General features: G+C 70.9%; 28 protein-coding genes. 14 read left to right on the top strand and 14 right to left on the bottom strand.

The genetic code is table 11. From position 1 onward, the window contains the following. Positions 1 to 62: 62 nt before the first annotated feature. The 5 genes from ERL55_RS09665 to ERL55_RS09645 form a co-directional block, all read right to left on the bottom strand. Positions 63 to 449: a DUF3887 domain-containing protein gene (locus ERL55_RS09665; protein WP_206733303.1), complete on the bottom strand. Its 387-nt coding sequence runs from the start codon at positions 447 to 449 to the stop codon at positions 63 to 65. Between the two features lie 128 nt (positions 450 to 577). Continuing rightward, entirely contained in the window at positions 578 to 757 is a 180-nt protein-coding gene (locus tag ERL55_RS09660) for a DUF4177 domain-containing protein (RefSeq protein WP_129136235.1), read from the bottom strand. Next, positions 750 to 938 (bottom strand): Arc family DNA binding domain-containing protein, encoded by a 189-nt coding sequence (locus ERL55_RS09655; RefSeq protein ID WP_129136234.1) that lies wholly within the window; start codon positions 936 to 938, stop codon positions 750 to 752. The genes ERL55_RS09660 and ERL55_RS09655 overlap by 8 nt, the downstream gene beginning before the upstream one ends. Beyond that, complete coding sequence (locus ERL55_RS09650; protein ID WP_129136233.1) at positions 935 to 1,207, bottom strand: hypothetical protein; 273 nt, start codon at positions 1,205 to 1,207, stop codon at positions 935 to 937. The genes ERL55_RS09655 and ERL55_RS09650 overlap by 4 nt, the downstream gene beginning before the upstream one ends. Beyond that, positions 1,207 to 2,073, bottom strand: a complete 867-nt coding sequence (locus ERL55_RS09645; protein ID WP_129136232.1) for an SPFH domain-containing protein — start codon at positions 2,071 to 2,073, stop codon at positions 1,207 to 1,209. The genes ERL55_RS09650 and ERL55_RS09645 overlap by 1 nt, the downstream gene beginning before the upstream one ends. A 113-nt stretch (positions 2,074 to 2,186) precedes the next feature. Here ERL55_RS09645 and purT point away from each other — a divergent pair, with 113 nt between their 5' ends. The 3 genes from purT (at position 2,187) to ERL55_RS09630 (ending at position 5,111) form a co-directional block, all read left to right on the top strand. Continuing rightward, positions 2,187 to 3,401: a formate-dependent phosphoribosylglycinamide formyltransferase gene (gene purT / locus ERL55_RS09640; RefSeq protein ID WP_129136231.1), complete on the top strand. Its 1,215-nt coding sequence runs from the start codon at positions 2,187 to 2,189 to the stop codon at positions 3,399 to 3,401. Positions 3,402 to 3,544: 143 nt separating this feature from the next. Beyond that, positions 3,545 to 4,633 (top strand): LysM peptidoglycan-binding domain-containing protein, encoded by a 1,089-nt coding sequence (locus ERL55_RS09635; protein WP_129136230.1) that lies wholly within the window; start codon positions 3,545 to 3,547, stop codon positions 4,631 to 4,633. A gap of 1 nt (position 4,634) precedes the next feature. Then, positions 4,635 to 5,111 (top strand): hypothetical protein, encoded by a 477-nt coding sequence (locus ERL55_RS09630; RefSeq protein ID WP_129136229.1) that lies wholly within the window; start codon positions 4,635 to 4,637, stop codon positions 5,109 to 5,111. Between the two features lie 58 nt (positions 5,112 to 5,169). Here ERL55_RS09630 and ERL55_RS09625 read toward each other — a convergent pair whose 3' ends face one another. The 3 genes from ERL55_RS09625 to ERL55_RS15160 are packed head-to-tail and all read right to left on the bottom strand — an operon-like array spanning position 5,170 to position 7,675. Continuing rightward, the gene (locus tag ERL55_RS09625) at positions 5,170 to 6,384 is read right to left on the bottom strand and encodes an endonuclease/exonuclease/phosphatase family protein (protein ID WP_129136228.1); all 1,215 of its coding nucleotides are present in this window, start codon (positions 6,382 to 6,384) and stop codon (positions 5,170 to 5,172) included. Further along, complete coding sequence (locus tag ERL55_RS09620; protein WP_232140579.1) at positions 6,381 to 7,109, bottom strand: arginyltransferase; 729 nt, start codon at positions 7,107 to 7,109, stop codon at positions 6,381 to 6,383. The genes ERL55_RS09625 and ERL55_RS09620 overlap by 4 nt, the downstream gene beginning before the upstream one ends. Continuing rightward, positions 7,106 to 7,675, bottom strand: a complete 570-nt coding sequence (locus tag ERL55_RS15160; protein WP_232140580.1) for a hypothetical protein — start codon at positions 7,673 to 7,675, stop codon at positions 7,106 to 7,108. Before ERL55_RS15160 ends, ERL55_RS09620 begins: the two co-directional genes overlap by 4 nt. A gap of 145 nt (positions 7,676 to 7,820) precedes the next feature. Between ERL55_RS15160 and ERL55_RS14935 the strand changes: the two genes are divergently transcribed. Next, a complete protein-coding gene (locus ERL55_RS14935) occupies positions 7,821 to 8,531 on the top strand; it encodes an EF-hand domain-containing protein (protein ID WP_164972171.1) in 711 nt (236 codons plus the stop codon). Between the two features lie 106 nt (positions 8,532 to 8,637). Here the strand turns inward: ERL55_RS14935 and ERL55_RS09610 are convergent, their stop codons facing one another. From ERL55_RS09610 to ERL55_RS09595, 4 genes are all read right to left on the bottom strand, one after another. Beyond that, positions 8,638 to 9,780, bottom strand: coding sequence for a sigma-70 family RNA polymerase sigma factor (locus tag ERL55_RS09610; RefSeq protein WP_232140582.1), 1,143 nt, complete (start codon positions 9,778 to 9,780; stop codon positions 8,638 to 8,640). A 92-nt stretch (positions 9,781 to 9,872) separates the two neighbouring features. Further along, positions 9,873 to 10,277 (bottom strand): DUF2007 domain-containing protein, encoded by a 405-nt coding sequence (locus tag ERL55_RS09605; protein ID WP_129136225.1) that lies wholly within the window; start codon positions 10,275 to 10,277, stop codon positions 9,873 to 9,875. Positions 10,278 to 10,293: 16 nt separating this feature from the next. Continuing rightward, complete coding sequence (gene tesB / locus ERL55_RS09600) at positions 10,294 to 11,193, bottom strand: acyl-CoA thioesterase II (RefSeq protein ID WP_129136224.1); 900 nt, start codon at positions 11,191 to 11,193, stop codon at positions 10,294 to 10,296. 70 nt (positions 11,194 to 11,263) lie between these two features. Further along, a complete protein-coding gene (locus ERL55_RS09595; protein WP_129136223.1) occupies positions 11,264 to 11,842 on the bottom strand; it encodes an N-acetylmuramoyl-L-alanine amidase in 579 nt (192 codons plus the stop codon). 92 nt (positions 11,843 to 11,934) lie between these two features. Here ERL55_RS09595 and ERL55_RS09590 point away from each other — a divergent pair, with 92 nt between their 5' ends. The 3 genes from ERL55_RS09590 to rlmKL all read left to right on the top strand — a co-directional run bounded on the left by ERL55_RS09590 (position 11,935) and on the right by rlmKL (position 15,203). Next, positions 11,935 to 12,438: an MOSC domain-containing protein gene (locus ERL55_RS09590; protein ID WP_129136222.1), complete on the top strand. Its 504-nt coding sequence runs from the start codon at positions 11,935 to 11,937 to the stop codon at positions 12,436 to 12,438. After that, positions 12,435 to 12,965, top strand: coding sequence for a hypothetical protein (locus ERL55_RS09585; protein ID WP_129136221.1), 531 nt, complete (start codon positions 12,435 to 12,437; stop codon positions 12,963 to 12,965). Before ERL55_RS09590 ends, ERL55_RS09585 begins: the two co-directional genes overlap by 4 nt. Before the next feature lie 69 nt (positions 12,966 to 13,034). Further along, complete coding sequence (rlmKL, locus tag ERL55_RS09580) at positions 13,035 to 15,203, top strand: bifunctional 23S rRNA (guanine(2069)-N(7))-methyltransferase RlmK/23S rRNA (guanine(2445)-N(2))-methyltransferase RlmL (protein ID WP_129136220.1); 2,169 nt, start codon at positions 13,035 to 13,037, stop codon at positions 15,201 to 15,203. A gap of 40 nt (positions 15,204 to 15,243) precedes the next feature. Here the strand turns inward: rlmKL and ERL55_RS09575 are convergent, their stop codons facing one another. Beyond that, positions 15,244 to 16,740, bottom strand: a complete 1,497-nt coding sequence (locus ERL55_RS09575; protein ID WP_129136219.1) for an aminotransferase class III-fold pyridoxal phosphate-dependent enzyme — start codon at positions 16,738 to 16,740, stop codon at positions 15,244 to 15,246. Positions 16,741 to 16,857: 117 nt separating this feature from the next. On the opposite strand from ERL55_RS09575, the gene ERL55_RS09570 reads away from it, so the two are divergent. The 6 genes from ERL55_RS09570 to secF all read left to right on the top strand — a co-directional run bounded on the left by ERL55_RS09570 (position 16,858) and on the right by secF (position 23,228). Beyond that, the gene (locus ERL55_RS09570; protein WP_129136218.1) at positions 16,858 to 17,289 is read left to right on the top strand and encodes an Lrp/AsnC family transcriptional regulator; all 432 of its coding nucleotides are present in this window, start codon (positions 16,858 to 16,860) and stop codon (positions 17,287 to 17,289) included. Between the two features lie 273 nt (positions 17,290 to 17,562). Next, on the top strand, positions 17,563 to 18,627 hold the full coding sequence (gene queA, locus ERL55_RS09565) for a tRNA preQ1(34) S-adenosylmethionine ribosyltransferase-isomerase QueA (RefSeq protein ID WP_129136217.1): 1,065 nt from the start codon (positions 17,563 to 17,565) through the stop codon (positions 18,625 to 18,627). Between the two features lie 66 nt (positions 18,628 to 18,693). Then, positions 18,694 to 19,827 (top strand): tRNA guanosine(34) transglycosylase Tgt, encoded by a 1,134-nt coding sequence (gene tgt, locus ERL55_RS09560; protein ID WP_129136216.1) that lies wholly within the window; start codon positions 18,694 to 18,696, stop codon positions 19,825 to 19,827. An 87-nt stretch (positions 19,828 to 19,914) separates the two neighbouring features. Beyond that, complete coding sequence (gene yajC / locus ERL55_RS09555) at positions 19,915 to 20,253, top strand: preprotein translocase subunit YajC (protein WP_129136215.1); 339 nt, start codon at positions 19,915 to 19,917, stop codon at positions 20,251 to 20,253. Between the two features lie 143 nt (positions 20,254 to 20,396). Further along, positions 20,397 to 22,247, top strand: a complete 1,851-nt coding sequence (gene secD, locus ERL55_RS09550) for a protein translocase subunit SecD (RefSeq protein WP_129136214.1) — start codon at positions 20,397 to 20,399, stop codon at positions 22,245 to 22,247. A gap of 15 nt (positions 22,248 to 22,262) precedes the next feature. Further along, positions 22,263 to 23,228: a protein translocase subunit SecF gene (gene secF / locus ERL55_RS09545; protein ID WP_129136213.1), complete on the top strand. Its 966-nt coding sequence runs from the start codon at positions 22,263 to 22,265 to the stop codon at positions 23,226 to 23,228. 925 nt (positions 23,229 to 24,153) lie between these two features. On the opposite strand, the gene ERL55_RS09540 is transcribed toward secF, so the two are convergent. Further along, entirely contained in the window at positions 24,154 to 25,014 is an 861-nt protein-coding gene (locus tag ERL55_RS09540; protein ID WP_100322360.1) for an inositol monophosphatase family protein, read from the bottom strand. Between the two features lie 87 nt (positions 25,015 to 25,101). Here ERL55_RS09540 and ERL55_RS09535 point away from each other — a divergent pair, with 87 nt between their 5' ends. Further along, complete coding sequence (locus ERL55_RS09535) at positions 25,102 to 25,878, top strand: RNA methyltransferase (RefSeq protein WP_129136212.1); 777 nt, start codon at positions 25,102 to 25,104, stop codon at positions 25,876 to 25,878. Positions 25,879 to 25,962 lie beyond the last annotated feature (84 nt).

Below are 25,962 nucleotides of genomic sequence, written 5' to 3'. Positions count from 1 at the left end.
CTGCCACGGCCCTTGAGGCGTCCGGGTGGCGGCACCGGGAGACATCCCGGTGTGTGCGGCCTCTAGGGCTGGCCGGCCGGCTGCAGCAGCAGGCCCGCAATCCGGCCTTCGCCATCGAAGCTGACGATCGCGTTGAAGCTTGCGCGCTCGAACTGCAACGGCGTCACCACCACGTCGTAGCCCTGGTGCTGCTGCTGCACCGGCTCCCCGCGCGACTGCAGCGCGCCGGCCTGCGCCAACAGCCCGTCCCAGACCTGGCGCAGCTGCCCCGCATCGACCTGCGCCGCCATGTCAGCGTTGAACCGTCCGTGCAACGCGTCGAATTCGCCGGCCTCGAGCTGGTCGATGGCGGCCACGGCGCCGGCCTGCGGGGGGTCCTTGGCTGTCGCCACGCAGGTCGCGAAGGCGAGCAGCAGTGCGGTCGTCCAGCTGGCAAGGCTGGTCCTCATCGTCGATCCCGTCATCGTCAATCTCCCTGGGTGGCGGTGGGCGATCCCCTGCGGATCGCATGCGCAGGCTGCCACAGAGTGGCGGCCGACGCCGGTGGCCCGCACTCACCGGGACCGCGGCGCCGGCCTCAGCCGCGGCGCTTCAGGAACAGCAAGGTCGGGCCCCACTGGCCGGTGTGCGCCGCGTTGACCAGTTCCCAGCCCTGCGCGCCGAGTGCGCGCAGCCGCTCCTCGATGTCGGCGGGCTTAATCGTGCCCCACACGTTGCCCTTGACCTCTTCGACCTTGTACTGCCAGCGATCACTCATCGTCGTGTCCTTCGTCTGTGGAGCCACGCGGGCCGTCGAGCCGGCCCGCCCTGCGCAGCGCGTCGCGCAATACGTATTCGATCTGCGCGTTGACGCTGCGGAGCTCGTCGTCGGCCCAGCGCTGCACCGCCGCGAGGATCTCGGCGTTGATGCGCAGCGGGTAGGCCTTCTTCGCGGTCATGTCCCGCCACGTCGCCGGCGGATGACATCCACCAGGACCGCCACCGCCAGCCCGTTGACCGCGAGCGCCATCGCCACCGCGACGGCCAGCGTGCGGGTGCGGTCGCCGTCGGCCCAGGCCAGGCCCAGGGCGCCGGCCAGCATCGCCAGGCCGACCAGGCGCAGCACGGTCGCCATGCGCGGGCGGTCGTGGCGGAAGCTGCGTGCCAGCAGGAACGCCGGCACGCTGGTGAGCGCGATCAGCGCCGCCGCGAACATGCCGTCGGCCATCAGTACAGCGAACCCGCGTTGACCACCGGCTGGGTGCCGCGGTCACCGCACAGCACGACCAGCAGGTTGCTGACCATCGCCGCCTTGCGCTCCTCGTCGAGCTGCACCACGCCGGACTTCTGCAGTTCGGCCAGCGCCATCTCGACCATGCCGCAGGCGCCGGCGACGATGCGCGCCCGTGCCGCGACCACTGCGTTCGCCTGCTGGCGCTGCAACATCGCCTGGGCGATTTCCGGCGCGTAGGCGAGGTGGCTGATGCGCGCCTCGAGCACATCGACGCCGGCCTTGGCCAGGCGCTCGTCGAGCTGGACCTTGAGGTGCTCGGAGATCTCGTTGGGGTGGCTGCGCAGCGAGATCTGGCCTTCCTCGTGCTGGTCGTAGGGATAGCTGGTGGCCATCGCGCGCAACGCCGCCTCGGACTGGATGTGCACGAAGCTCTCGTAGTCGTCGACGTTGAACACGGCCTCGGCGGAATCCACCACCTTCCACACGATCACCGCGGCGATCTCGATCGGGCTGCCTTCGAGCTCGTTGACCTTGAGCCGTCCGCTTTCGAAGTTGCGCACCCGCAGCGAGACCTTGCGCTTGCTGAAGAACGGGTTGTTCCAGCGCAGGCCGTTGTCGTGGACGGTGCCGACGTACTTGCCGAACAGGCTCACCACCGCCGACTGGTTGGGCTCCACCATGTACAGGCCGACCATCAGCAGCAGCGCGAGGACGCCGACGCCGATCGCGGCCACCAGCTGCAGGCCGGGGCCGCCGCCGAGTGCGGCGTCGAAGAACGCCCAGCCGGCAGCGGCCAGGAGCAGCAACAGGCCCAGCAGGATCGGAATGCCGGGCAGGGAACGGGTCGGGTTTTCCTTCATGGCGGTCTCCGCAGGGCCGGGGTGGCCTGCGGTGATTGATATCGAAATGATATCTATCTGTCAACTCGGTTGCCGCCGCCTACAATGGCGCCCCCTCCCGGCCAGGAACCACCATGCTCCGTCTCGGCACGCCGCTGTCGTCGTCCGCCACCCGCGTGCTGCTGCTCGGTTCCGGCGAGCTCGGCAAGGAGGTGGCCATCGAGCTGCAGCGTTTCGGCGTGGAGGTGATTGCCGCCGACCGTTATGCCGATGCACCGGCGATGCAGGTGGCCCATCGCGGCCATGTGCTCGACATGCTCGACGGTGCCGCGATCCGCGCACTGGTGGCGCGCGAGCGCCCGCACCTCATCGTTCCCGAGATCGAGGCCATCCACACGCAGACCCTCGAGGGGCTGGAGCGCGAGGCCGTGCAGGAAGGCAGCGGCATGCGGGTGATCCCCACCGCCCGGGCGGCGCGGCTGACCATGGATCGCGAGGGCATCCGCCGGCTGGCGGCCGAGACGCTGGGCCTGCCGACCTCGCCGTACCGCTTCGTCGACACCGTCGAGGACTACCGCGCGGCGGTTGCTGAAATCGGCCTGCCGTGCGTGGTCAAGCCGGTGATGTCGTCGTCGGGCAAGGGACAGTCGCTGGTGCGCGGGGACGCCGACGTGCAGCGCGCATGGGAGTACGCACAGACCGGCGGCCGCGCCGGCGCCGGGCGGGTGATCGTGGAGGGCTTCGTCGATTTCGATTACGAGATCACCCTGCTGACCGTGCGCCATGCCGGCGGCACCGCGTTCTGCGCGCCCATCGGCCACCTGCAGCGCGATGGCGATTACCGCGAGAGCTGGCAGCCGCAGCCGATGTCGCCGGTCGCGCTTGCGCGTTCGCGCGATATCGCGCGCGTGATCACGGACGACCTCGGCGGCTGGGGCGTGTTCGGGGTGGAACTGTTCGTGAAGGGCGACGAGGTGTGGTTCTCCGAGGTCTCGCCGCGCCCGCACGACACCGGCCTGGTCACCCTGGTCTCGCAGGAACTGAGCGAATTCGCACTGCATGCGCGCGCGATCCTCGGCCTGCCGGTGCCGGTGGATGCCGACGGCACCGTGGCGGCGCTCGGTGCGTCGGCCTCGTGCGCACTGCTGGCCGAGGGCCACGGCGTGCCGGCGTTCGCCGGGGTCGAAGCGGCGCTGCGCGCACCCGATACCGCGCTGCGGCTGTTCGGCAAGCCGCGCGTGGAAGGGCAGCGCCGGGTCGGCGTGACCCTGGCGCGCGCTGCCGACGTCGATGCCGCACGTACGGTGGCACGCGAGGCGGCGGCCGCGCTGACGATCTCGCTGGACTGAGCCGTCGGTCCTGCGGCTTCGCGCGCCGGCACCGGCAGCAGGCTGCGAACCCGGTCGCACCTGCGCGCCGGCTAGGGTCGGCCCGGGGATGCCCGTGCGTGGCGCGCCCGCGACACTCGGGGCATCCACCGGAGACCCCTGCCATGGCCATTTCTCCTGTCAGCGACCGCGTGTCCGATCCGGGCATCCCGCAGCCGGCCCGCGACCGCCATGAGATCGCCCGCGGCGACACCCTGTCGGCGATCGCCGTGCGCTACGGCGTGCCGCTGGAGTCGCTGCTGGCGGCCAACCCGCGCGTGCTCAATCCGGATGTCATCTATCCCGGCGAGGTGATCGAACTCCCCCAGGGCAGCCGCGGCCTGGAAGTGCGCGCCGGGGACACCCTGTCGGGGATCGCGGCACGCGAGGGCCTCGCGCTACGCGATCTCGTCGCGGCCAATCCGGCGATCCGAAACCCGGACCTGATCCACCCGGGTCAGTGGCTGGCCCTGCCGGGGGCGAGCGCCACCGCGCCCGCGCCGGCCCCCGCGCCTGCAACCTCGGCACCGGTGTCGGCTCCGGATGCGTCACCGCCTGCCGGCAATGGTGCCGGCGACGGCCACGTGCCCGGTCGGCTGTCGGAACGCTACGAGACCGGCGGCCGCGGCCCCGGCACGGTATCGACCGGGCAGGGCGACCCGGGTGGCGTGTCCTACGGCAGCTACCAGTTGGCCACCAACCGTGGCAGGCCGCAGGAATTCCTCGCCAACGAGGGCGCGCGGTGGGCGGCGGAATTCGCTGGCGCAGCGCCGGGCAGCGCGGGCTTCAGCGCGACTTGGCGTGTGATCGCCGCGCGCGAGCCCGACGCCTTCGGCGCCGCGCAGCACGCCTTTATCGAACGCACGCACTACGACGTGCAGATGGCCCACGTCAGGCGCAACAGCGGCGTCGACCTCACCACCCGCTCGCCGGCGGTGCGCGACGCGGTGTGGTCGACCGCCGTGCAGCACGGGCCGCAGTCGGCGGTGGTCAATCGCGCGATCGCGAACGTCGAGGCGCGCGGCATCCGGCCCGCCGATGGCGAGACCTACGACCGCGCGCTGATCGATGCGATCTACGACGAGCGCGGGCGCCGCGACGCCAACGGCAATCTGGTCTATTTCAGCAGTTCGCCGGCATCCACCCAGCAGAGCGTCGCCAACCGCTTCGCCAGCGAACGTGCCGACGCGCTCGCCATGCTGGAGGGCCGCTGACATGCGCGGTACGCCCACACGTCGACGCCGCGATGCGGGGGTGCTGGCGATGGCGCTGGGCGCAGCGCCGTTGCTTGCGGCCTGCGCGCAGGAGGCGCCCGCCGGCCGGGCGCCGGCCGCCCCGGACCCCGCCGGTCTCTGGCACCTGGAGGGCACGCGCACCGGCACGCTGAGACTCGAACAGCAGGGCGGCGAATGGGAGGTTGCGGTTGTCGCCGGGGGCGACCCTGCCGATGGCCCCGGCGTCGCTGCCGACTGTGAAATCCGCGCGCGTGGGCCACTGCGTGACGGGCGCATCGAGGCGCCGGTGGTGCCGTTCGAGGGCGACACCATCAGCGTCAGCGCTGCGGATCTCGAGGCCGAGCCGGCGCAGGTGCGCGTCGAATTCGACGGCGATGTCGCCCGGGTCAGCAGCGATTACCGCGGCTGCGGGCTCCGCGGCGGGGTCGACGGACGCTATCGCCGCGACGGATCCTGAGCCGCGCCGATCCGCTGTGTCCCGTGGCCGGGCAGCACGCTCCGCAACGGACCGCTTTTCAGGGTGCGAGGTCGACCCATACCAGCCGATGGTCCGAACCGTCGACGAGGTCCGCGCCCGGTTCGCCCGGTGCCGGCCAGTACACGCCGGTGCCGGCCAGGCGCATGCCGGTGGACGGCAACGCATAGTCCAGCCGCAGCACGCCGACACGGCCGCCGAAGTCACCGGTGCCATGGGCGGGGTTGCCGCCCCTGCCGGCATGTACCGCGGGCGCGGCGCGCGCGGCGGCGAGTGCCCCGGCGCTCGATGGCGTGGGATGGCGCACCACGCGCGGATGCCCGAGCAGTGCGTTCACCGCGTCGTGCAGCCCGTCGCCATCCGCCGGATCGTTGTTGAGGTCGCCGAGGATCACGAAGCGCGCGTCCCCGGGCAGCCCGCCGCAGGCGCCGGCGTCGTCGCACAGCCATGGCTTCGCGCCGGGCGAGATGTATTCGCGCCACAGGCGGATCTCGTCGGCATTGCGGCGGCCGTTGCGGTCCTCCGCGCCATCGAACACCGGCGGCGTGGGGTGCGAGGCCAGCATGTGCACGGTGCCCAGCGGCGTGCGCACCGGCACGTCCCAGTGCGACTTCGACGACAGCCGCAACTGCGACCACACCGCATCGGCATGGAACGGGCGGCCGTCCGGAAGCACCGGCCGGCGTGCATCCGGCAGCGCGCTCCAGCGCAGGTGCTGGAAGGTGCGCGCGCGTGCGCCGTCGATCGGGTGGCGCGACAGCAGCAGCATGCCGTACTGGCCCGGGTGCAGGCCGTAGCCCCAGGCATCGTTGCCGTACGCGCGGCCTTCAACGCCCACCTGGCCATCGCCGTCGAGGTCCAGCCCGCTGGCCACGCCGGTGTTGACCGGCGCGAAGTAGCGGTAGGGATAGCGCAGCGCGGCACCGCCCCCGGGCTGTGCGACCTCGAGGTAGTCGCGCTGGAACAGGTCTGCCGCGCGCCCGTCGGGATCGAAGTCGAATTCGTTGATGAGCACCACGTCCGGGCGCACGCGCTGCAGCACCGCGGCCACCTTGCGGGCGTCGGCGTCGCCATTGGCCAGCCGCGCGACCAGCCCGCCGGCGGTGTCGGCATACAGCGAGGCGTTGTAGGTGGCGACGCGCAGATCGGAATCGGACATGGCACGGCGGTAGGCGGCGGGGTCGCCGTGGACGTTGACGCGCACGCAGCCGGCAAGCAGCACGAGCGCAACAGGCAGCAGCAGGAGTCGCATCATCGGGTGGGGTCGTCCTCGCACATGTCGCGCCAGCCGCGGCCATCGAACCGTTCCAGCGGGCGGAACCGGCGTTTGTAGTCCATCTTGCCGTGGCCGTCGATCCAGTAGCCCAGATACAGGTGCTGGCGGCCATCGCGCCGGGCCCATTCGATCTGCCGCAGGATCGCCAGCGTGCCGAGGCCACGCGCAGCCTCGTCGGGCTCGTAGAAGGTGTAGACCGCCGACAGTGCGCCTTCGACCAGGTCGGTCACCGCCACCGCCAGCAGCCGGCCACCGGCGCGCAGTTCCAGGAAGCGGGCATCCGCCCAGCGGCCGAGCAGGAACTGGTCGAACTCGACAGCGCCGTGGCTGTCCATGCCGCCGCCCGGATGGCGCGCCTGCAGGTAGCGGCGGTACAGCGCCAGCCGCTCGTCGTCACGGCTGGCCGGGCGCACGCGTGCCTCGACATCGCCATTGCGGGCCAGGCAGCGGCGCTGGCTGCGGTCGGGCCGGTAACGGTCCAGCGGGATGCGCACCGGCACGCAGGCGCGGCAGCCGGCGCAATGCGGGCGGTAGACGATGTCGCCGGAGCGGCGGAAGCCCCACTGCAGGGCCTGGCCGTAGAACGCCGGCAGCCGCGCATCGCGTGGGTCGAGCACCAGGTCGCGTGCCTCGCGCTCGGGCCAGTAGCCGCAGGCATGGGTGCCGGTGTGGAACAGGCGCAGGTTGTCGCTGACGGCGCTCACGCGGTGCTCCATCCCGCCAGCAGGCCTGCGAGCCCGCCGACCACGCCTCCGGCGACGACGTCGCGCATGCCGTGGCGAGCCAGCGCCAGCCGCGAGGCGATGATGGCGATCGCGAACAGCAGCATCGCAACGCCCGCCGCAGGCTGCCATGCGCCCAGCAGCAGCGCGGCATACACGGCGAACGCGGCGTGCAGCGACAGCTTGCACCAGCGCGTCGCCAGCAGCGCCACGGCGATGATCGCCGCGGCCAGCGCGAGGCGCAGCGACAGCCCGGGCTGCGGCGACGCCAGCAGTGCGCCAAGCACGAACAGCGGCAGCAGGAACACATTGAGGCTGCGACGTTCGTGCACGTTGCTGGCGTCGACATGCCGCCAGTGTCCGCGGCGCACGCGCCACCACGACCATCCCAGCACCAGCGCCGCGCATACCGCGATGCCGGCGGCGGCGCGCGCGGTGCCTGCGGCATCGATCGTGGCCATCGGCAACAGCAGCGCGAGCGGCAACACCAGCAGCGGGTGGCCGAGGATCGACACGAGCCGGGCCGGCAGGGTGGGGAAGGACGGCATCGCCGCGAAGGATACCGGAGCGGGTCGCGCGGCCTGCGACTGTCGCCCGCCTGAACGCGGCTGGCCGGCGGTCAACGTGCACGGCGCAGCGGGCGTTGATGTGCTCACCAGCGGCCAATCACGCCGCCTACTGGAGACAGGCACGATGAAGATCCACATGCTCGCCGCCGCCACCCTGGCCATGCTGGCCGCAGCCGGTGTCCACGCTGCCCCGCCGGAACAGGCCCCCCACGCCCGCGTGCTGCAGCTCGACAGCAACAGCGACGGCGTCATCGACCGCACCGAAGCCGCGGCATCCACGCGGCTGGCCGCGCGCTTCGACGCCCTCGATGCCAATGGCGACGGCCGCCTGCAGCGCGAGGAACTGCGCGGCGCACGCAAGGGCCACGGGCCCCGTGGCGGCCATCGCGGCGGCCACCGCCACGCCGGCATCGACGCACTGGCGCGACTGGATACCGATGGCGACGGCCGCATCAGCCGTGGCGAGCTCGAGGCGGCCAACGCCGCACGTGAGGCACGTGCCGGTGCGGACCCGAAGCGCGCCGCGCGCACCGGACACCGCGCACGCCCCGACCTGCTGGCGCAGTTCGACGCCATCGACCGCAACCGCGATTCACTGCTGAGCCGCGGCGAACTGCGCAGCTGGTCCGAGGCCCAGCGGCCGCAGCGCGAGGCGGAAATGCAGCGCCGCTTCGACGAGCGCTTCAGCGCCGCCGACCTCAACGGCGATGGCCGGCTGAGCCGGGTCGAGGTCGACGAGAAGATGCCGCGTATCGCCAGCCGCTTCGCCTGGTTGGACGAGAACGGTGACGGCGTCCTTGAGCGCAACGAACTGCGTCCGCAGCGCGGCCGCTGAGCACCCATCCAACGGTCCACGCACGTTACCGGACGCCCGCGCAGGCAACTGCGCGGGTGTCGTCATTTGCCCCAGAGGGATTGCCGGCATGCGGCCCGGGTGCGGATCAGCCCTGCATGTAGTACATCGCCAGGATGCCGGCGACGACCAGGTTGCTGATCAGCAACCCGCTGGGCCCCATCGACAGCCGGTAGCCGAGCGTGCGCCAGTAGGCATTGCGCGGGTTGCGTTGCGCATCGCGCTGCACCAGCGGGTTCATGACCCGCGGCACCGGCACCAGCATGATGTAGTTGAGCACCACGAAACTGGCGCCGATCGCCGCGTACATGAGGATGCGCGTTTCCGCCAGCCAGGTGACACCGACGAGGAACCCGCACGCGAGCGCGGTCAGCAGGTAGGTGTCGTAGGCGCGCAGGATCGCGCGGCGCTCGGTTGCGTTGTCGGCATAGCGGGTCAGCACGCGGCGGAACAGCCACGCGGTGAGCACTCCGCTGAGCATGCCCGACGCCACCGCGCCGGCGGTACCGAAGACCAGCTTGCCGGCGAGGCCACCGGCGATGGTGCTGCCGGTGGTCGCCATGCCGGCCGCTGCCGCCGGCTTGCTGATCCCGCCCAGTGCCGCGGTCACCGCCACCGCGAACGTCGTCGCCGGCGCGCTGCCGTTGGCGAAATCGCGGAAGCGCTCCAGCAGTTCGGTGCGCAGGCAGCGCCGTGCACGCGACAGCCGCTTGCGCACGGCCGCATCCGACAGCCCCAGCAGCGCCGCCACCTGCTTCGAGTTCTGGCCCTCGCGGTAATACAGCAGCAGCACCTCGCGGCTGTCCTCGGGCAGTTCGGAGATCAGTTCGGCGGCGATCGCATCGCGTTCCTGGTCGAGCAGGCGCCCGGCCGGGCACTGCTCCGGATCGGCGGCGCGGGCGATGGCGAGTTCCGCGGCCTCGCCGTCCAGCGGGCGGTTGCGGTTCGCGCGCAGATGGTCGCGGGCGAGGTTGCGGGTGATCTGCCGCAACCACGGCAGGAAGCTCGAGGGGTTCTGCAGTCGCGGCAGGTGCCGCCATGCCGAGAGGAACGCCTCCTGGGCGATGTCCTCGCTGGTGGCCACGTCGCGGGTGATCGCCAGCGCCACCGCGGTCACCGTGTTCTGGCTGGCGGCGACGATGCGGCCGTAGGCGTGCGCATCGCCGCGCGCCGCGGCCGGCAGCTCACGCGAGATCAGCTCGTCGATGGGAAGCGCGCAGGCCATGTCCATGGCGGTGTCCGGTTCGGGAGGTCATTCCCTGACGCAGGGCCGGGCCAAGTGTGACGCGCGCCGCGCCACCCGCCAACCATGCGATGACGCGCTCAGACCGCCCAGATGGCCATGGCCGCGATCACCGCGATGACGATCAGCAGCACGCGGCGGAAGCGGCTGATCCGCTGCAGCGCCGAAGGCGGCAGCACCGGTTCGGCCGGAACCTGCGGCAGTGCGTTGCCGGTCCCCACCGGGGACTGTGCGACCGGGCGCGTGGTGGGCCCGGACAGCCCCGCCTCGCGCATCAGCGCGCGCGCGCGCGGCTGGTCCTCGGAGTGGATCACCCACACCGCCGCCTGCGGGGTGTTGCCGGCGGTGCGGTAGTTGAAGTGGCGGCGGCGGTTGCCGTGGTAGGAACGGCCGTTGGTGATGCGCACCGGGATGCCCTGTTCCTCGAGCCACTGCGCGACCTTTTCCACGTTCTCGAGCCGCGGACTGCTGAAGACCTCTCTCACGTTGCTGCAACCTCTGTCATTCGTGCGACGGCACCTGGGCCGCGGCCTGGGCGTCACGGACGACGCGGATCAACCCTTCCTGCGCGGTGCTGGCCACCAGGCGGCCATTGCGGTCGTAGATCATGCCGCGCGCCAGGCCGCGCGAATCCTGCGCGCTGGGGCTGTCGATGGAGTACAGCAGCCAGTCGTCGACGCGGAACGGGCGGTGGAACCACAGTGCATGGTCGAGCGAGGCCATCTGCACGTTGGGCTGGTAGTAGCTGATCCCGTGCGGGAAGGTGGCCGTACCCAGCAGGTGGAAGTCCGATGCGTAGGCGAGCAGGGCGCGGTGCAGCTCCGGCGCATCGCCGACCGCTTCGGCCAGGCGGAACCACACCTGCTGGTAGGGCGGGCGCTTGGGCGGGTTGAGCTCGTCGCGCGGATAGACGTGGCGGAACTCGAACGGGCCGCTGCGGCTCAGCCAGCGCTGCACCTTGGTCGGCAGCGTCGCCAGCACCGCGTCGGGCACCGACGGCGACGGCGCGATGTCCTCCGGCGCCGGCACTTCCGGCATCGACAGCTGGTGGGTGGCCGCGCCGCCCTCGTCGGCCTGGAACGAGGCCGCGCAGAAGAAGATCACCCGGCCGTGCTGGATGGCGGTGACCCGGCGGACCGAGAAGCTGCCGCCCTCGCGGGTGCGGTCGACCTCGTAGACGATCGGATGGTCGACATCGCCGGCACGCAGGAAGTAGGCATGCAGCGAATGCGCGGTGCGCGGCTGCGCCAGCGTGGCCTGGGCCGCGGACAGCGCCTGGCCCAGCACCTGCCCGCCGAATACGTACTTGGTGCCGATGTCGCGGCTCTGGCCGCGGAACAGGTCGTTTTCCAGGCGTTCGAGCGTCAGCAGTTCGACCAGTTCGGCAACGTGCGGGTTCATTCGGAGGGCAGCGCAGGAGGGCCGCGGATTATAGGCGGCGCGCCCTGCATCGCCGGCAACGGCGCGGGGGCTAGGACGCAGGCGGCGACAGGCGCTCGAGCTCGCCCCCCGCGAGCACCCGCGGCCACGGGAACAGCGGGCCCGGGTCGACCTTGCGTGCCACGCTGCGGGCCGGATCGTCGCTGGCGGGCATGCGGTCGGTGTCGAGGTCCTCGTGGCCGGCGATGAAGCGCAGGCCGGGCAGGGCGGCGCGCAGGTGGGCGAGCAGGCCCAGCAGCGCATCGACCTGCGCATCCGGATAGGGCTCGGTCATCGCCTGGTGGCGGCTGTCGTACCAGTGCGGATACCGCCCGGTGTTGACCAGCTCGATGCCCACCGAGCGCGGGTTCCAACCACGCACGTGGTGCGCCATGCGCCCGGCGGGCACGTATTCGTGGAGGCTGCCGTCGCGGTCCACATACCAGTGCCCGGCGGCGCCGGTGCCGGCCTGCGGATACAGCACGCGCTCGCCGTATTCGCGCGCCATCGCCATGTCGGGGAGTTCCGTGCAGTGGATGACCACGAGATCGATGTCGGCGATATCGCGCGCCTGCAGCCGCGATACATAGGGCAGGTGATCGATCTGGATCGCGGGAAGCGGTGTCCTCATGCCGGCGGATGCTAGCAGCGGCGTGGGGCGATACGCAGGCATGTCGCGCGATGCGCCCGTGACCGCTGCGGCGCCTGCTAGCATTTCGCCGGATGAGCCGACTGCCGCCCCCGGAATCCGACCTCTACCGGCTGATGAGTCGCTTTCCGGCCAGCGGCCGGGTCGAGTGGATCGGCGTGCGCCCGTCACGCGGTGCGCCGGTGGTCGAGCTCGACGCCACCCTCGCGCATACCGGCGGCGGCCTCGAGGGCGACCGGTACACCGGTGGCAGCGGCAAGCGTGGTGTCACCCTGATCCAGGCCGAGCACCTGCCCGCGATCGCCGCGCTTGCGCGCGTGCCGGCGCTCACTCCGGCGATGCTGCGGCGTAACCTGGTGGTGTCCGGCATCCCGGTGATCGCGCTCAAGGGCTGGCGGTTCCGCGTCGGCGAGGTGGTGCTGGAAGGCACCGCGCCCTGCGACCCCTGCTCGCAGATGGAAGCCACGCTCGGCCCGGGCGGCTACAACGCGATGCGCGGCATGGGTGGGCTGTGCGCGCGCATCATCGAGGGCGGCGTGCTGCGTGTCGGCGACCCCGTGGAGTGGATCGGCGCATGAGCGTGCGCGGCCACTGCATCCTCTCGCACGGCTTCGAAAGCGGCCCCGAGGCGACCAAGGTCACCGCGCTCGCGGACGTCGCCGAGCGCCTTGGCTGGAGCCACGAGCGTCCGGACTACACCGACCTCGATGCGCGTCACGAAGTGAGCCGGCTCGGCGATGTCGCCGCAAGGCTCGACCGGCTGCGGGCACGCGCGCATGCCGCGGCCGCGGGCGGACCGCTGGTGCTGGCCGGATCCAGCCTCGGTGCATGGATTTCCGGCCGGGTCTCGCTGGAGGTGCCGGTGGCCGGCCTGTTCCTGATGGCGCCGCCGGTGCGGATGGGCGAGGCGCCGGCGCTGGAAGCCGCCGCGGTGCCGACCGCCGTCATCCACGGCTGGGACGACGAGCTCATCACCGCCGCCGATGTGGTGGCCTGGGCGCAGCCGCGGCGCGCGCGCCTGCTGCTGGTCGACGACAGCCACCGCCTGGCGGCGCACGTGGATGCGTCGGCGAAAGCCTTCGCGGAACTGCTGGCCGGGCTCTGAGGTCATCGTCCACGGGCGCCGGCCGCGCATCCGCGCGACAATGGCCGGCCCTTCGTGTCCGGATCGCCGATGAAGTTCTTCGCCAGTTGCGCCAAGGGCCTGGAATACCTGCTTGCCGACGAGCTTGTCGCCCTGGGTTGCGCACGCGCGACCGCGGCCATGGCCGGCGTCAACGTCGAGGGGGAACTGGTGGACGCGCAGCGCGCCGTGCTGTGGTCGCGGCTGGCCAGCCGGGTGCTGTGGCCGCTGACCGACTACGACTGCCCCGACGAGGCCGCGCTGTACGCCGGCGCGCGTGCACTGCCGTGGCACGAACACCTGGAGGCGGGGATGACTGTCGCGGTCGATGCACATGTCTCCGGCGAGGCGATCACCCATGCCCGTTTCGCCGCGCAGCGGATCAAGGACGCCGTGGTCGACGCGATGCGCGAACACGACGGCACCCGTCCGGATGTCGACCTCGACGATCCCGACCTGCGGCTCAACCTGGTCGTGCGCAAGGGGCGCGCGATCCTGTCGGTGGATCTTGGCGGCGGGCCGCTGCATCGCCGCGGCTGGCGCCAGGCGCACCACGAGGCGCCGCTCAAGGAAACGCTGGCGGCGGCGGTGCTCGCGCGTGGTGGCTGGGATCGCCTGCATGCGCAGGGTGCGGCCCTGCTGGACCCGATGTGTGGCAGCGGCACGCTGCTGATCGAGGGCGCGCTGGTCGCCGCCGATGTCGCCCCCGGGCTGCATCGCGGCCAGACCCCGGGGCTCGCGCCGTCGCGCTGGACCGGTTTCGACCGGGACACCTGGCGCGAGCTGCATGACGATGCCACCCGGCGTGCCGAAGCCGGGCTGGCCGCGCTGGCGCCGCGCTTCCTCGGCACCGATGTCGATCCGGAGGCGATTGCCGCCGCGAAGGAGAACGCGGAGCGTGCCGGCGTCGCCCATGCGCTCGACCTGCGCGTGGCCGACCTGCGATCGCTGCAGCCGGCCGACCTGCCGCCGGGCCCGCGCGAAGGTGATGCACCGCCGGGGCTGGTGGTCGCCAATCCGCCCTACGATGCGCGCCTCGCCGCCGACCCGGCGCTGTACCGCGCGCTGGGGCAGACCCTGCAGCGCATCGCGCCGGAGTGGCGGGCGAGCCTGCTGTGCGGCGACGACGACCTTGCGCACGTCACCGGCCTGCGCGCGCGCAAGCGCTACCGGATGTTCAACGGCGCACTCGAGTGCAGCCTGATCGTGGTCGAGCCGCTGGCGCATGCACCGCGCGAGGAGATCGCACGGCCGCTGTCGGACGGGGCGCAGATGGTCGCCAACCGCCTGCGCAAGACCCTGCGTGCGACGAAGCGCTGGCGCGCGCAGGAGGGCATCAGCTGCTACCGCGCCTATGACGCCGACCTGCCGGAGTACGCCGCGGCGATCGATGTCTACGTGGCGGTGGATGCACCCGAAGCGCCGTGGCTGCACGTGCAGGAGTACGCGGCACCGTCGGAAATTCCCGAGGACATCACCCGGCGCCGGCTCGCGGACCTGCTCGCGGCCGCGCGCGAGGTGTTCGGGGTGCCGCGTGAACGGGTGGCGGTGAAGACACGCGCGAAAGGCAAGGGCGGCAGCAAGTACGGCCGCTTCGATGCGCGCGGTGAATTCCTGACCGTGCGTGAGGGCGATGCGCTGCTGCGGGTGAACCTGTTCGACTACCTCGATACCGGGCTGTTCCTCGATCACCGCCCGCTGCGCGCGCGCATCGCGGCCGAGGCCGACGGCATGCGCTTCCTCAACCTGTTCTGCTACACCGGCGCGGCGACCGTGCAGGCGGCGGTGGGTGGCGCGGCGCAGACCACCAGCGTCGACCTGTCCGGCACCTACCTGCAGTGGCTGGCGGACAACCTGGAGACCAACGGGATCGGCGGCCGGTTGCATCGCCTGGTGCAGGCCGATGCGCTGGCGTGGCTTGAAGCCGAGCGCGGCGAGTACGACCTGGTGTTCTGCGACCCGCCGACGTTCTCCAATTCCGCGCGTGCCGATGATTTCGATATCCAGCGCGAGCACGTGCGCCTGCTGAAGGCGGCGGTCGCACGGCTGTCGCTGGACGGTGTCCTCTATTTCAGCAACAACTTCCGCCGCTTCCGGCTGGATGTCGACGCGATAGCCGCATTCGCCGACTGCGAGGAGATCAGTGCGGGGACGATCCCGCCGGACTTCGCACGCAACCCGCGCATCCATCGCGCGTGGCGGTTGCAGCGGCGGCGATAGCAGCCCGTCTCCCGCGTAGCGGGAGACGGGCGTACGGGCGTCAGGCTGCCCTGGCGCCGCTGCGGCGCGGGCCTTCGCGCAAAGCACGGCCCACCATCGACACCAGCAGATCGAGCTCGTCGTCGCCGATGGCGAAATGCGGGGTGAAGCGCAGCGAGTTGGCGCCGCCGTGGATCACGCCGATACCGCGCTCGCGCAGCCACTCCTCGGTGGAACCCGCGCCGTAGCACTTGAACTCGGGCGCCAGTTCGCAGGAGAAGAGCAGGCCGGTGCCCTGGACCCTGGTGATCAGGCCGCCGAGCTCCTCCTTCAGTGCCTCCAGCTTCGCCACCGCCTGCTCGCCCGCATTGCGGATATTGGCGCGCAGCTCGGGGGTGATCGCGCCGAGCATGGCGCTGGCGACGTCGAGCGCGCGCGGGTTCGCGGTCATGGTGTTGCCGTAGACGCCGCTGCGATAGAGCTCCGCCGAGGCCGTGTTCACCGCCAGCACCGAGAGCGGGTACTGGCCGGCGTTGAGGGCCTTGGAATAGGTCTCCATGTCCGGGATGTCGGCATCACCGAAGCCGGGATAGTCGACGATCGACAGCACGCCGTGCGCGCGCAGGCCGGCCTGGATGGAATCCACCAGCAGCAGCCCGCCGTGCTCGCGGGTCAGGCGGCGCGCGGTGTCGTAGAAATCGCGGGGCAGGGCACGGCCCGGGTCGCCTTCGCCCATCACCGGCTCCAGGAACACCGCCTCGATGAACCAGCCGTTGGCGGCGGCGTCGGCGAACACCTGTTCCAGCGCGGCGGCATCGTACGGCTCGACGGCGATCAGCGAGTCCTCGCCACGGAAGCTCGCCAGGTGCTGCAGGTAGGTCTTGCGGGTGGAGTCGGAATACAGCGCCGGGCGTTCGGTGCGGCCGTGGAAGCTGCCCTTGACCACGATGCGCTTGACGGTGGCGCCGGCGTGGCGCGCGCCGGGATCGGTCTGCAGCTTGGTGTTGATGTCGGCGATGCGTGCCGCCAGGCCGACCGACTCGGAGCCGGAGTTGAGGCACAGGAACGCCGCGAACGGGCAGCCGCCACGGGTATGCCCGATCTCGGCGCGCACCGCGCGTTCGAAGCGCAGCTGCGCCAGGCTCGGCGTCATGATGTTGGCCATCGTCTGCGGGCGGGCCATCGCGTCCAGCACCGCTTCCGGCGTATGGCCGAGGCCGAGCATCCCGTAGCCACCGGAATCGTGGATCACCGCACCCTTGAGGGTGATGATCCACGGGCCGTGCGCGGCGAGCGCCACGTACGGGTTCACGCCATCCACGGGATAGAAATTCACGAAGCCGGCCTGCACGGCCTGGATCTGCGCGTCCTCGTCGAGGTCGAGCAGGTCGGAGAACTCCTCGCGGATGCGCAGGTAGGCCTCGACCGCGTTCACCGCGGCCTGCTGCAGGCCTGCGTCTTCCGCGAAGCGGGCGAGCACGGCGTCGTCCAGGCCCGGGGTGCGGCAATGGCCGCCATGCGCGCGCAGCGGGGCGAGGATCTGGGTGATGCTGGCCATGGGCGGCCTCCTGTCGTGAACGTCACCTTCATTATTGGCGACTCGATCGTCGATCGACAGACCGGATTTGTACGAAAATCAGGCGATCATCGTCATATCGACGTAACCCGGTGACATATGAAGCTTTCCGAGGCTGACCGCGGCCTGTTGTCGGTACTGCGCGAGAACGCCCGTGCGTCCACGGCGGAGATCGCGCGACGGCTCGGCATGTCGCGGACCACGGTGCACAGCCGCATCGAGCGGCTGGAGCGCCAGGGCGTGATCGCCGGCTACACCGTGCGGATGGGCAGCGCGGCCGAGCGCGGCCATATCCGCGCCCACATCATGATCACCGTGGCGCCGAAGCAGATGCCGGCGGTGGTGGATGCATTGCACGCGATGCCGGAACTGCGCGCCCTGCATTCGGTCAGCGGGCCGTTCGACCTGGTCGCGCTGGCGATGGCGCCGGGCGTGGAGGACATGGATGCGCTCACCGACCGCATCGGCGCACTGGACGGCGTCGAGCGCACCACCTCGTCGATCGTGCTGTCGGCCAAGTTCGAAAGATGAGCAGTCCCGCACCGCAGGCGCGGGACACGACCGCCGCTCTCCCGCTCGCGGGAGAGGGGGGAACCACCTGCGCTAGCGGGTGGTGGGGTGAGGGCACTGGGCGCCTGCACGCCACGACGTCAGTTGCAGCGCCGGCCGACGTGAGCTGCTGCCCGCATCCGGACCAACCCGCCTGTCACCCCGGCGCGCCGTGCACGAACCGGCGCGCCCCCAGCCCGTGAGTGCGCCCGCACCCGCACCTACAATGACGCCCTGTTTCCCGCCGTGCCCGCCTTGAAGAAGTCCGACTTCCACTTCGAACTGCCACCGGAACTGATCGCGCAGGCGCCGCTGGCCGAGCGCTCCGCCAGCCGGCTGCTGGTGGTGCCGCCGGGCGAGGGCGCGTTCGAGGATCGCGGCATCGCCGATCTGCCCGAGCTGTTGCAGCCGGGCGACCTGCTGGTGTTCAACGACACCCGGGTGATTCCGGCGCGGGTGTTCGGACACAAGGCCAGCGGCGGGCGGGTGGAGATCCTCATCGAGCGGCTGCTGCCCGGCAACGAGGCGCGCGCACAACTGGGTGCCAGCAAGCCCTCGCGCCCCGGCACCCGCATCATTCTCGAGGGCGGCGGCGAGGCCGAGGTGCTCGGCCGCGAAGGGGCGTTCTACCTGCTGCGCTTCGACGTGGATGGGGCGCTCGATGCATGGCTGGAGCGGGCGGGGCAGCTGCCGCTGCCACCCTATATCCGTCGTCAGCCCGGCGCCGGCGACAGCGCCCGCTACCAGACCGTGTTCGCGCGCAACACCGGCGCGGTGGCCGCGCCCACCGCCGGCCTGCATTTCGACGAGGCGCTGCTGCAGCGCCTGCGCGCACGCGGCGTGGGTTTCGGCCACGTCACCCTGCACGTGGGCGCGGGCACCTTCCAGCCGATGCGTGTCGACGACATCCACGCGCACCTGATGCACAGCGAATGGCTCGACGTCGGCGCCGATCTGGTCGCACAGGTGCAGGCCACGCGCGCGGCCGGCGGGCGGGTGATCGCGGTGGGGACGACAGTGGTGCGTGCGCTCGAGAGCGCGATGCCCGAAGGCGAGCTGCAGCCCTTTGCCGGCGAGACGCGCATCTTCATCTATCCCGGCTACCGCATCCGCAGCGTCGATGCGCTGGTCACCAACTTCCATCTCCCCGAATCCACCCTGCTGATGTTGGTCTCGGCCTTCAGTGGCCGCGAACGCATCCTCGCCGCGTACGAACACGCGGTGCGGACGCGCTACCGCTTCTTCTCCTACGGCGACGCGATGCTGCTGTATCCGTCCGCAGGGCAGGCGGACACCGCGCCGCTAATCACCGGCGACTGAACGCACCGGGCCGGCCGGTGCGCCGGTGGCGTCTACAATGCGCGGCCGCTCGCCCCGTGCCGTTCCATGTCCCGACTCCGCTTCGACCTCCTCACCCGCGATGGCGCCGCCCGCCGCGGCCGGCTCGCCTTCCCGCGCGGCACGGTGGAAACCCCGGCCTTCATGCCGGTCGGCACCTACGGCACCGTGAAGGGCATGCTGCCGGACCAGGTGCGTGCCCTCGGCGCGGAAATCATCCTCGGCAACACCTTCCACCTGTACCTGCGGCCCGGGCTCGAGGTGATCGGGGCGCATGGCGGCCTGCACGGCTTCGCACGCTGGGATGGCCCGATCCTCACCGACTCCGGCGGCTTCCAGGTGTTCTCGCTGGCCCACAAGCGCAGGATCACCGAGGCGGGGGTGACCTTCGCCGCGCCCACCGACGGCTCGAAGGTGTTCCTCGGGCCGGAGGAGTCGATGCACATCCAGAAGGTCCTGGGTTCGGACATCGTGATGATCTTCGACGAGTGCCCGCCGGTGCAGGTCGATGGTCGGCCGGTCGACAAGGACGTGGTGGATCGATCGATGGAGCTGTCGCTGCGCTGGGCGGAGCGCTCGAAGCGCGCCCACGAGGGCAACGACGCGGCGCTGTTCGGCATCGTCCAGGGCGGGGTTCACCACGACCTGCGCAGCCGCTCGGCGGATGGTCTCAAGGCGATCGGTTTCGATGGCTACGCGATCGGCGGGCTTGCCGTCGGCGAAACCGAGGACGAGCGCAACGCGATGCTCGACCACACCTGCCCGCAGCTGCCCGGGGACCGCCCGCGCTACCTGATGGGCGTCGGCCGCCCGGAGGACCTTGTCGAGGCGGTGGCGCGCGGCGTCGACATGTTCGATTGCGTCATGCCCACCCGCAACGCGCGCAACGGCCATTACTTCACCGCCAGCGGCGCGGTGCGCATCCGCAATGCGAAATACGAACACGACCTGCGCCCGATCGAGGAAGGTTGCGGTTGCCCGGCCTGCGCCGGCGGCTACAGCCGCGCCTACCTGCGCCACCTCGACCGCTGCAACGAGATGCTCGGCCCGATCCTCGGCACCCTGCACAACCTCTGGCACTACCAGCAGCTGATGGCGGGCATGCGTGCGGCGATCGAGGCGGGAACCTTCGCGGCCTTCCGCGAGTCCTTCCATGCACGCCTGGCGGCCGGCCACGGCTGACCGGAGCCCCCCAGGGGCTGGCCGGCACGCCGGATGCGGCCGCGTGGCATAATCGCCCGCTGTTTTGCCGAACCTACGGACCCGACGATGAACCTGCTGGATTTCGTGATCGCTCCCGCCTACGCCGCCGCCCCGGCGCCGGCCGCGCCGAGCATGCTGTCGACGCTGATGTTCCCGATCATCCTGATCGCGATCATGTACTTCCTGATGATCCGCCCGCAGATGAAGCGCGCGAAGGAACACCGCAACATGCTGGAGAAGCTGTCGGTGGGCGACGAGGTCATCACCGGCGGCGGCATCGCCGGCACCGTGCGCTCGATCGGCGAGAGCTTCGTCACCGTGGAGATCTCCAACGGCGTCGAGATCCGCGTGCAGAAGGGTTCGATCGGTACCGTGCTGCCCAAGGGCACGCTGAAGTCCGCCTGATCCGACGCTGCAGGACCTGCCGGGGCTGACGCAGTCCCGGACGACATACCCGCACGGCACCCACTCCCCCTCTCCCCGTCCGCGGAGAGGGCAAGGGGTGAGGGCAGCAGCACGCCCTGCCTCGACCACATACGGCACCCGCAATGCTCGAATTTCCCCGCTGGAAATACGCACTCATCCTTCTCGTGGTGTTCGTGGCGACGCTGTACGCGCTGCCCAACATCTATCCGCAGGACCCGTCGGTCCAGGTCAACGCCACCCGTGGCGTGGTGGTGGACGAGGCCCTGCGCGGCCGGGTGGAATCCGTGCTCGCCGATGCCGGGGTGGACGCGAAGGAAGTCGAGCTCGACGCGCAGGCCGGCAACATGCTGGTGCGCCTGGATGACCTCGACGCGCAGACCCGCGCATCCGACGCGCTGCGCAGCGCGCTGGGCGAGGACTACGTGGTCGCCCTCAACCTCGCATCGACGGTGCCCGACTGGCTGACGCGCTTCAACGCCAAGCCGATGCAGCTGGGTCTCGACCTCCAGGGCGGCGTGCACTTCGTGATGCAGGTCGACCAGCAGGCCGCACTGGAGCGGCGCCTGGACGCCTACGCCGAGGAAGCGCGCGCGATCCTGCGCGACAACCGCATCCGCTACCAGTCGGTCGACCGCCGCGCGGATGGCGCGATCGTCGCGGTGCTGGAGTCCGAAGCCGACGCCGTGCGCGCCAACACCCTGCTGGCTGCCGACCAGCCGACGCTGGTCCGCAACGTCGACGGTTCGCGCATCACCGTGCGCGTGCCGGAGTCCGAGCTGCAGCAGATCTCGGCCGACGCCATCGAGCAGAACATCACCACGCTGCGCAACCGCATCGACGAGATCGGCGTGTCCGAGCCGGTGATCCAGCGCCAGGGCACCGACCGCGTGGTCGTGCAGCTGCCCGGCGTGCAGGACACCGCCGAGGCCAAGCGCATGATCGGCGCCACCGCGACGCTGGCCTATTACGCGGTGGTCGAAGGCGATGCCGTCGAGGCCCAGCGCACCGGCATCGTGCCGCCGGGCTCGCGCCTGTACACCGACCGCCGCACCGGCGGCCCGGTGCTGCTGAGCCGCCGCGTCATCGCCACCGGCGAGGAAATGGTCAGCGCGCAGTCCGCATACGACGAGAACGGGCTGCCGGCGGTGAGCGTCACCCTCAATGCCTCGGCCGGCAAGCGCATGTTCGATTTCACCAGCGCCAACGTCGGCAAGCCGATGGCGGTGGTCTACGTCGAGCGCGTGCCGCAGGTGCGCATGGTCGACGGCGAAGAAGTGCGCAGCTTCCGGGTCAGCGAGGAAGTGATCTCGGTGGCCAACGTCAACGGGGTGTTCGGCCGCCAGTTCCAGACCACCGGGCTGGAGAAGCAGGAAGCCGACGACCTCGCGCGCCTGCTGCGCTCCGGCTCGCTGGCGGCGCCGATGGACTTCGTCGAGGAACGCATCATCGGCCCGAGCCTGGGCAAGGAGAACGTCGAGCGCGGCGTCACCGCGGTGGCCTACGCGTTCCTGTTCACCCTGTTGTTCTTCATGCTGTACTACCGCATGTTCGGCCTGGTCACCTCGGTCGCGCTGCTGTTGAACCTGGTCATCGTGCTGGCGGTGATGTCGATCTTCGGCGCCACCATGACGCTGCCCGGCTTCGCCGGCCTGGCACTCTCGATCGGTCTGTCGGTGGACGCCAACGTGCTGATCAACGAGCGCATACGCGAGGAGTTGCGGCTGGGGGTGCCGCCCAGGGCGGCGATCGCGGTCGGTTACGACAAGGCCTCCACATCGATCTTCGACGCCAACGTGACCGGCATCCTCGCCGGCGTGGCGCTCTACGCCTTCGGCACCGGCCCGCTGCGCGGCTTCGCGATCACCCTGGTGGTCGGCATCATCGCGTCGATGTTCACCGCGCTCACCGTGACCCGCGGCATCACCACGCTGATCTACGCGCGCCGCAAGAAGCTGAAGACCCTGGCGATCTGACGGGACACCATGACCATGAAAATCTTCCCGCTCTCGCTGATCCCCTACGACACCCGCATCGACTTCATGCGCGTGCGCCTGGTCGCGGTCATGATCGGCGCCGTGATGCTGCTGTCCTCGATCGCGGTCATCGCGCTCAACGGTTACAACTTCGCGCTGGACTTCACCGGCGGTACCGCCATCACGCTGCGCTACGAGCAGCCGGCCGACATCGAGGCGGTGCGTTCGCGGCTGGCCGACAGCGGGCACGCCAACGCGCAGGTGCAGGCCTTCGGTGCCGGCACCGACGTGCTGGTGCGCCTGCAGGCCGAGGGTGAGCAGCTGTCGGTCGACGAGAACACCGGCCTGGTGCAGGAGGTCCGCGAGACCGCCAGCATGCCCGGCAACCCGGCCGCCGTGCTCAGCAGCGAGTCGATCGGTTCGCAGGTTTCCGCCGAGCTCGCCGAACGTGCGGTCGAGGCGGCGATCTTCGTGCTCGTCGGGTTCCTCATTTACATCGGCTTCCGCTTCGAGTGGAAGTTCGCGGTGGTGGCCAGCGCGACCACGCTCTTCGACGTGCTGGTGGTGGCGGCGTTCTTCTCGCTGACCGGGCGCGAATTCGACCTCACCGTGCTGGCCGGCCTGCTGTCGGTGATGGGATTCTCGATCAACGACAAGATCATCGTGTTCGACCGCGTGCGCGAGAATTTCCGCAGCATGCGCGCCGACCCGCTGGAGATCTTCAACCGATCGATCAACCAGACGCTCTCGCGCACGATCATCACCTCGACGGTGTTCTTCCTGTCGGTTGCCGCGCTGTATCTGTATGGCGGCGGCTCGCTGGAAGGGCTGGCGTTGACGCAGATGGGTGGTGCGGTGGTCGGCACGCTGTCGTCGATCCTGCTGGCCTGCCCGCTGCTGACCGTCGGATTCCTCAGGGTCACCAAGCAGGACCTGCTGCCCAAGGCGCGCGACGAGGCGGCGCTCGCGCGTCGGCCCTGACTGGTGGTCGGCTCCAAATGAAGAGACCGCGCTCCGGCGCGGTCTTTTTTTTGGTTCCTATGCCGGTCGAGGGAGTTCCGTCCGAGAGCGGAGCCTTGAGCCAGCAAGCTCGAAGTCTGCGAGCGAGGCGCCGACCCGGAGCAGGAGCCGGAGCCGGAGCACGGGTGGCGGCGGCGCGGGCAGCCCGCCGCGGCCACAGGGGGATGCCCAGCCGGATATCTCCGCGTCCTGCTCCCACATCCGGCCGCCGGCCATCCATGGCCGGCTCTGGACATCCCCCTGCGTCCGCGGCGTGCTTCGAACCGTCGTCGCGTTTGCGGAAGAGTTCAGCGGCGAAGAACCAGAGCCGTCGTGGCGGCGACTTTCGGCCTGCCGCTTCTACCGCCATTGCCGCCATTGCCGCCGCTGCCGCCGCTACCGGCGTTGAGGCCATGTCGCACCTGCCGACCTCCAAGCGGAACTGCCGAACGCACGAGGCGGGCGTGTCAGCGGCAGGCGACGCCTGCACCACCACTGTTGATTTCCGTGCCGAGCCAGCGAATGCCTGTGCCCGTGGCGTGCACCGGGGGGGTGTGCTCCCAGCCGGCCATGGATGGCCGGCGGCCGGCCGTGGTAGCTGGACGCGGACTCCGGCCGGGGGAGCACACCCCCGGTGCGCGCGACGGGCGGCGCAGCCCAGAACGAAAGCGCCTCCCCGGCACCCCAACTCCGGACTGGCACCAGCACCGGCACTCCGGCTTTACGCCACCGCCGCCACGTGAAGGCCGAGGACAACGCCGCTCGTGTGCACGACGGGCACCGCGCCGCACGGGGGCACTTCAGCCGTACGACCTCCCCCGATGCTGGGAGATGGACCAAACAACAAAAAGACCGCGCTTCGGCGCGATCTTTCGTATCGGTCTTCGCTGCTGGAAGGGGCGGCCGGTCAGCCGGACGCCGCGCTCGATGCGCTGGTCAACCCGAAGGTGGCGGCATAACCCGAGGCGACGATGGCCTTCTGCAGCGGCTCGATCAGGCGCACGTTCGAGGCCAGGATCTGCCGGCTGGCGGTACCGCGGGCGTCCATCGGGCCGGTGGGGGCGCCCTTGAAGTCGGACACGCGGCCGCCGGCCTCGCGCACCAGCAGGACGCCGGCGGCGATATCCCAGGGCTTCACCCCGGCCTCGAAGTAACCGTCCACGCGGCCCACCGCGGTGTAGGCAAGATCGAGGGCCGCGGAACCGCCGCGGCGGATGTCCTCGGCGTCGCGCAGCAGCTCGCGGATGCATTCCAGCTGCGCGCCTGCACGCGCGCGCTCGCGCGGCGCGAATCCGGTGGCGAGCATCGCCCCGGCAAGTTCACGGCGCTCGGCGACGCGCACGCGGCGCTCGTTGAGCTGGGTACCGGAGCCGCGACTCGCGGTGAACAGCTCGTTGCGCAGCGGGTCGAAGATCACCGCGTGCAGCGGCTCGCCGTTCTCCACCAGCGCGATCGACACGCACCAGTGGGGCAGGCCGCGCAGGTAGTTGCTGGTGCCGTCGAGCGGATCGATCACCCAGGTGTAGCGGTTGTTGCCGCCGCGGCCCTTCTGCGCGCCGCCTTCCTCGCCGAGGATGGCGTAGTCGGGGTGGGCGCGGCGCAGTTCCTTGACGATGGCCTCTTCGGCCAGGCCGTCGACTTCGCTGGCGTAGTCGAGGCGGTCCTTCTCCACCACGTTGAGGGCATCGAGCCGGTGCATGTGGCGCAGCAGCACGTTACCGCCGGCGCGCGCCGCCTTGACCATGATGTTGACAGCAGGTTGTAGCATCGCGGACGGCTCCGGGCGCGGTGGGGATCGACAGGGAAAAAGAACGTGCCGGCGTCGTGGCCGGTCGCGCAGTTTACCATTGGCCCCATGGATTCCGCCGTCACCGCAACTGAACGCATCCGCATCGTGCTGGTCGGCACGCAGCATCCCGGCAACATCGGCGCCGCCGCGCGGGCGATGAAAACGATGGGTCTGTCGCGACTGGCGCTGGTGGCGCCGCTGCGCTTTCCGCATGCCGATGCCGATGCGATGGCAGCGGGCGCCGACGACGTGCTGGCAGCCGCGACGCTGCACGACACCCTTGCCGATGCGGTAGCGGACTGCCGCTGGGTTGCCGGTTGCACCGCGCGCGACCGCCGCATCGCGCTGGCCCAGTTCGCTCCGCGCGAAGCCGCGGCACAGGCGCTGGTGCAGGCCGCCGATGGCGCGATCGCGCTGGTGTTCGGCCGCGAGCGCACCGGGCTCGAGAACCACGAGCTGCAGCTGTGCCACGCCGCCGTGCACATCCCGGCCAACCCGGAGTACAGCTCGCTCAACCTCGCCCAGGCGGTGCAGGTGCTGGCGTACGAGCTGCGCATCGCGATGCTGGCGGATCGCGCCGGTGAAGCCGCGCTGTCGCCGCTCGGGCATCGCGAGCCGCCGGCCAGCCACGCGCAGATGGAAGGCTTCTTCGGCCAGCTGGCGGAAACGCTGGATGCGATCGACTTCCACAAGGGGCGCACGCCCGACGCCGCGATGCACAAGCTCAGGCGGTTGTTCCTGCGTGCGCAGCCCGACGAACGCGAGGTCCGGCTGCTGCGCGGAGTGCTCGCCGATGCCCAGCGCATGGCACGGCTGGCGGCGGCCCGCGGGGACCGCGACTGACGCACGCGCGGCGCCGTCGTCGGCGCGTTGTCGGCCCCGAGGGCATCGGCTAGGCTGGCGCCACCCGCACGCACGTCCGAGCCC

The organism is Luteimonas sp. YGD11-2, from assembly GCF_004118975.1.
In the GTDB taxonomy this organism is placed as follows: Bacteria; Pseudomonadota; Gammaproteobacteria; order Xanthomonadales; family Xanthomonadaceae; genus Luteimonas; species Luteimonas muca.
Note: the sequence above shows the minus strand (reverse complement) of the source record. Positions and strands in the feature narration are given on the sequence as shown.

Excerpts from the sequence above, each read along its gene's own strand:
- ERL55_RS09665 (WP_206733303.1), bottom strand. The coding sequence starts at position 449 with ATGAGGACCAGCCTTGCCAGCTGGACGACCGCACTGCTGCTCGCCTTC.
- ERL55_RS09660 (WP_129136235.1), bottom strand. The coding sequence starts at position 757 with ATGAGTGATCGCTGGCAGTACAAGGTCGAAGAGGTCAAGGGCAACGTG.
- ERL55_RS09655 (WP_129136234.1), bottom strand. The coding sequence starts at position 938 with ATGACCGCGAAGAAGGCCTACCCGCTGCGCATCAACGCCGAGATCCTC.
- ERL55_RS09650 (WP_129136233.1), bottom strand. The coding sequence starts at position 1,207 with ATGGCCGACGGCATGTTCGCGGCGGCGCTGATCGCGCTCACCAGCGTG.
- ERL55_RS09645 (WP_129136232.1), bottom strand. The coding sequence starts at position 2,073 with ATGAAGGAAAACCCGACCCGTTCCCTGCCCGGCATTCCGATCCTGCTG.
- purT (WP_129136231.1), top strand. The coding sequence starts at position 2,187 with ATGCTCCGTCTCGGCACGCCGCTGTCGTCGTCCGCCACCCGCGTGCTG.
- ERL55_RS09635 (WP_129136230.1), top strand. The coding sequence starts at position 3,545 with ATGGCCATTTCTCCTGTCAGCGACCGCGTGTCCGATCCGGGCATCCCG.
- ERL55_RS09630 (WP_129136229.1), top strand. The coding sequence starts at position 4,635 with ATGCGCGGTACGCCCACACGTCGACGCCGCGATGCGGGGGTGCTGGCG.
- ERL55_RS09625 (WP_129136228.1), bottom strand. The coding sequence starts at position 6,384 with ATGATGCGACTCCTGCTGCTGCCTGTTGCGCTCGTGCTGCTTGCCGGC.
- ERL55_RS15160 (WP_232140580.1), bottom strand. The coding sequence starts at position 7,675 with ATGCCGTCCTTCCCCACCCTGCCGGCCCGGCTCGTGTCGATCCTCGGC.
- ERL55_RS14935 (WP_164972171.1), top strand. The coding sequence starts at position 7,821 with ATGAAGATCCACATGCTCGCCGCCGCCACCCTGGCCATGCTGGCCGCA.
- ERL55_RS09610 (WP_232140582.1), bottom strand. The coding sequence starts at position 9,780 with ATGGACATGGCCTGCGCGCTTCCCATCGACGAGCTGATCTCGCGTGAG.
- tesB (WP_129136224.1), bottom strand. The coding sequence starts at position 11,193 with ATGAACCCGCACGTTGCCGAACTGGTCGAACTGCTGACGCTCGAACGC.
- ERL55_RS09595 (WP_129136223.1), bottom strand. The coding sequence starts at position 11,842 with ATGAGGACACCGCTTCCCGCGATCCAGATCGATCACCTGCCCTATGTA.
- ERL55_RS09590 (WP_129136222.1), top strand. The coding sequence starts at position 11,935 with ATGAGCCGACTGCCGCCCCCGGAATCCGACCTCTACCGGCTGATGAGT.
- ERL55_RS09585 (WP_129136221.1), top strand. The coding sequence starts at position 12,435 with ATGAGCGTGCGCGGCCACTGCATCCTCTCGCACGGCTTCGAAAGCGGC.
- rlmKL (WP_129136220.1), top strand. The coding sequence starts at position 13,035 with ATGAAGTTCTTCGCCAGTTGCGCCAAGGGCCTGGAATACCTGCTTGCC.
- ERL55_RS09575 (WP_129136219.1), bottom strand. The coding sequence starts at position 16,740 with ATGGCCAGCATCACCCAGATCCTCGCCCCGCTGCGCGCGCATGGCGGC.
- ERL55_RS09570 (WP_129136218.1), top strand. The coding sequence starts at position 16,858 with ATGAAGCTTTCCGAGGCTGACCGCGGCCTGTTGTCGGTACTGCGCGAG.
- tgt (WP_129136216.1), top strand. The coding sequence starts at position 18,694 with ATGTCCCGACTCCGCTTCGACCTCCTCACCCGCGATGGCGCCGCCCGC.
- yajC (WP_129136215.1), top strand. The coding sequence starts at position 19,915 with ATGAACCTGCTGGATTTCGTGATCGCTCCCGCCTACGCCGCCGCCCCG.
- secD (WP_129136214.1), top strand. The coding sequence starts at position 20,397 with ATGCTCGAATTTCCCCGCTGGAAATACGCACTCATCCTTCTCGTGGTG.
- secF (WP_129136213.1), top strand. The coding sequence starts at position 22,263 with ATGAAAATCTTCCCGCTCTCGCTGATCCCCTACGACACCCGCATCGAC.
- ERL55_RS09540 (WP_100322360.1), bottom strand. The coding sequence starts at position 25,014 with ATGCTACAACCTGCTGTCAACATCATGGTCAAGGCGGCGCGCGCCGGC.
- ERL55_RS09535 (WP_129136212.1), top strand. The coding sequence starts at position 25,102 with ATGGATTCCGCCGTCACCGCAACTGAACGCATCCGCATCGTGCTGGTC.